General features: G+C 73.3%; 3 protein-coding genes and 1 pseudogene. 1 reads left to right on the top strand and 3 read right to left on the bottom strand.

Annotated features, from left to right (window positions below; all coding sequences use genetic code 11):
- Together CAP_RS54775 and CAP_RS43155 are read right to left on the bottom strand one after the other, a co-directional pair.
- Positions 1-257 (bottom strand): annotated as a pseudogene (locus CAP_RS54775) (hypothetical protein); the annotation flags it as partial.
- On the bottom strand, positions 254-2,227 hold the full coding sequence (locus CAP_RS43155) for a hypothetical protein (RefSeq protein ID WP_156041693.1): 1,974 nt from the start codon (positions 2,225-2,227) through the stop codon (positions 254-256). The gene CAP_RS43155 and the pseudogene CAP_RS54775, both read right to left, overlap by 4 nt.
- Before the next feature lie 120 nt (positions 2,228-2,347).
- On the opposite strand from CAP_RS43155, the gene CAP_RS43150 reads away from it, so the two are divergent.
- Positions 2,348-3,412, top strand: a complete 1,065-nt coding sequence (locus tag CAP_RS43150; RefSeq protein WP_044252619.1) for an STAS domain-containing protein — start codon at positions 2,348-2,350, stop codon at positions 3,410-3,412.
- Between the two features lie 9 nt (positions 3,413-3,421).
- Here the strand turns inward: CAP_RS43150 and CAP_RS54770 are convergent.
- Positions 3,422-3,659 (bottom strand): hypothetical protein (locus CAP_RS54770; protein ID WP_231512038.1); only part of this gene is annotated, 238 nt, incomplete at its 5' end.

Below are 3,659 nucleotides of genomic sequence, written 5' to 3'. Positions count from 1 at the left end.
CCCGCCGCGCCCCCCGCGCCCGCCGCGCCCGACCCGGACCTCTCCGCCCCTCCGGCCGGCGCCTTGATCCACCCCTGCCCTCCCCGCGCCAGCACCGCGGCCCCCTCCCCCTCTTCCACCCACGCCGTCCCCCCCTGCAACCCGCACCCTCCCAGGCATGCCAGCGCGCACGCCAGCGCGCACGCCAGCGCGCACGCCCTCGCACACGCCCCATCGCTCACGAACGACCCTGCCCCCGCGCGCCGCGCACCTCTCACAGCGCGCCTCGCCGCCGCACCAGCTCCTTCACCACCGCCGTGGGCACGTCGACCCGACCCCACAGCGCCCCTGCCCCGCCCTTGGCTGGAGAAGCCCCGGCCGAGATCACCACCGGCGTCACCTCTGCCGGCGCCGGGTTCCCTGCCCGCGTCGCCATGAGCCGCAGCGGATCCACGAACAGCACGAACGACGCCTCCGACCCGAGCCCTTCGAGCGCCGCGCGCACCGCGCCGACCCCACCCAGGTTCCCCCCTTCCACGGCGCCCACCACCTGCCGCATCCCCTCATCCGGCTCGTACCCCGCCGACGCGTACAGCGCCCCACCCTTGAGGAAGTGCAGCAAGTTGATCGCCCGCGGCAGCGAGGCCGCCGCCAGATCCTTCGGCGCCGCCTCTCCCTTCGGCGCCTCTCCCTTCGACGCCGCAGCCCTTTTCGCCCCCTCCTTCTCCCCTGTGCGCGCGAATTTCAACCGCCGCACATCCCCGGGCATGCGCTCCACCACGTACTTCCCCGCGGTGATGCTCAGGCCTTCCTGCTTGAGGAGCGCCTTGATCGAAGGCAGCGTCGTGAGCCCCTCGAAGTCCCCGAGCGCCTCCTGCATCTTCTTCTCGTCGTCCACGGCGAGCCGCGCCATCGCCGTCGGCCCCGTCCCCTCCCACCGCAACCCCACCGTGAACCAGTCCCCCCGCGCCTCCGACACCCCCCGGAGCGCCGCGGCGATCTGCTCCCGCTCCTTCTCCGGAACCTGCACCCTCGCCTGAGCCTCCGCCGCCTCCGCCGCCTGCGCGGCCTTCGCACCCTTCCTGGACGCCTCCGCGCCCTTCTCCGGCGCCGGCGTCCCCTTCTCCAGCGCCTGCCCTCCCAGGAACCCCAGCACCGCATCCACCTGCGACGCGATCGCTTCTCCCCTGCCCGCCTTCGACTCACGCACCAGGAGCCCCGCCAGCGCATCCGCCGGCAGCTCCAGGAGCGGCTTCACGTTTCCCACCGCCGCCGCAGCCACCGCCTTCCCCGCGGGCCCATCTCCCGCGCGCGGCGTCGCCTCGAACCGCAGGTGCGCCGCCTCGTCGAGCACCAGCGACAGCCGCGCCCGCTCCAGATCCCCGAGCAGCGCGATCCACCCGTCCACCGTGGGCACCAGCGTCGATCCCCCGGCTCCTCCTCCTGCCACGACCGAGGGACGGATCCGCTCCCACACCCGCCGTGCCCCCCCGGTGATCGGCCCTGCGACCGCTGCTCGGGGCGCCTCGATCACCACGTCCTCCCGCGGCGCCGTCGCCCGCGACATCGTGCGCGCCACGTAAGGCCCCACGGCCAGCACGTCCTCCGCCGTCGCCCCGAGCACCAGGTAATTGCCGAGCACCCCCATCCCCAGACGCCCCTGCGTCGACGCCGGAGCAGGCGCCGGAGCAGGCGCTTGCGCGCTCGACGACCCTGCGGGCGCCGCCGCCATCGGTTCGAGGAAGGTGATCGACGTCCCCGCGTCCACCCGCGCCTGGAACCTCGCCCCCTCCCCGCGCGTCACCTGATCCACGAACCGCGTCCCGCTCTTCACATGCACCGCGATCACCGCGAACGGCCTGCGGTCGGGCGCCACCTCCTCGGGACCTGCGCCCGCCTCGGGCCCTGCCTCCACGGCGGCTCCCAGCATCGGCACGCCCCCATCGATCTCCGTTGCCACCGTCGGCGGCAGCCCCAGGACCGTGACCACCAGCGTCCCGATGTTCACCGGCAAGAACATCGCCGGCCCTCCCACCGCGATCCGCGCCTTCGCCCACGTCGCATCCGGCGTCGGCATGAACGCCTCCGCGATCAGCCCTGCTGGCGCCGGCACCGGACTCAGGTCCACCCCGCTCACCGCCGGCTCCGGCGGCTTCTCCGACTTCGAACACCCGGCCGGCACCACCGCCAGCGCGAGAGCCGCACCCAGGAGCAACCGACGCAAACCCGACCCGACAGAGAACATCACGGCCCGACCATACCGCGTCCCCCCCGCAGACCGCATCACCTCACCGCCCGGTCATCCTCCCCACCGGCATCACAGTCTCCCCGCGTACTTGGACGATTTCTCCAGCATACTCAGGCAGTTATGCTCCTGGCGCAGCGCCTCTCCCCTCTCGCAGGGCTCGACCTGGCCATCTGGGTCTTCGACATCGAGCGCACCGCCGTCGCCTGGGCCAACGCCCGCGCCGCTGCCCTCTGGCGCGCCCCCGACGCCGCCACCCTGTGCACCCGCGACTTCAGCGACATGTCCGAGGCCACCCGCACCCGACTCGCCAGCTACCTCGACACCTTCCGCCAGGGCGGCACCATCGAGGAGACCTGGACCTTCTACCCGCACGGCCTCCCCGTCACCGCCCGCTGCCTCTGCTCTGGCGTCCCGCTCGACGACGGCCGCACCGCCATGCTCGTGCACGGCCTCCCCAGCGAAGCCCGCCCCGAGCCCGACACCCTCCGCGGCGTCGAGGCCCTCCGTCACACCACCGTGATGGTCTCCCTCCTCGACCCCGACGGCAGCATCCTCATGCACAACCCTGCCGCTGCCCGCGCCTTCGCCGACGCCCCCCTCGACACCTGGTTCGACCCAGCCACTGCCCGCACCCTCCTCGACCGCACCCTCACCACCTCCGCCTGGGAAGCCGAGCTCCTTGCCCACACCGCGAACGGCGATCGCTGGCACGCCCTCGAATCCCGCACCACCAACGACCCTGTCACCGGCGCCCGCGTCCTCCTCGTCCACCAGACCGACATCACCCGTCGCGTCGAAGACGCCAGCACCATCTCCCAGCAGCGCGCCCGCATCCTCGCCCTCTCCGCCCCCCTCCTCGACGTCGCCCCCCACGTCCTCGCCATCCCCCTCATCGGATCCCTCTCCGACACCCTGACCGACGACCTCACCGCCCGTCTCCTTCAGCACCTCACCCGAGCGCGCATCCACACCGCCATCCTCGACCTCACCGGCACCACCGAAGCCGACGACCCCTCCACCGCCCGCCTCCTCCAGCTCGCCGCCGCCATCCGCCTCCTCGGCGCCCGCCCCCTCATCACCGGCGTCTCCCCCACCCTTGCCCGCACCCTGGTCACCCGCGGCGCCCCCCTCACCGACATCCTCGTCCTCCGCTCCCTCCACGAAGCCATCGCCACCACGAGGTAACGCCAGCCCTCAAGCACCAGCATCCTCGACGACCCCCGCATCGCCGCACCTCATCGCTCCACTCCACCCACCCACCACCCCAGCGCCCACCACCACCCCAGGCGCCTCGGGAGAGGTGCTCTGGGCGCCGGAGCGGAGGAGGGCGTGAGGGTGGTGGAGGCCTCTCCGCAGGGGCCGACGTTTCGGCGGGCCCAGGAAGTGGCCCGCCTGCACTCTGGCCCCTGCGGAGAGGCCTCCACCACCCTCA

Origin of the sequence: Chondromyces apiculatus DSM 436, assembly GCF_000601485.1 — a bacterium.
GTDB classification, from domain to species: domain Bacteria; phylum Myxococcota_A; class Polyangia; order Polyangiales; family Polyangiaceae; genus Chondromyces; species Chondromyces apiculatus.
Note: the sequence above shows the minus strand (reverse complement) of the source record. Positions and strands in the feature narration are given on the sequence as shown.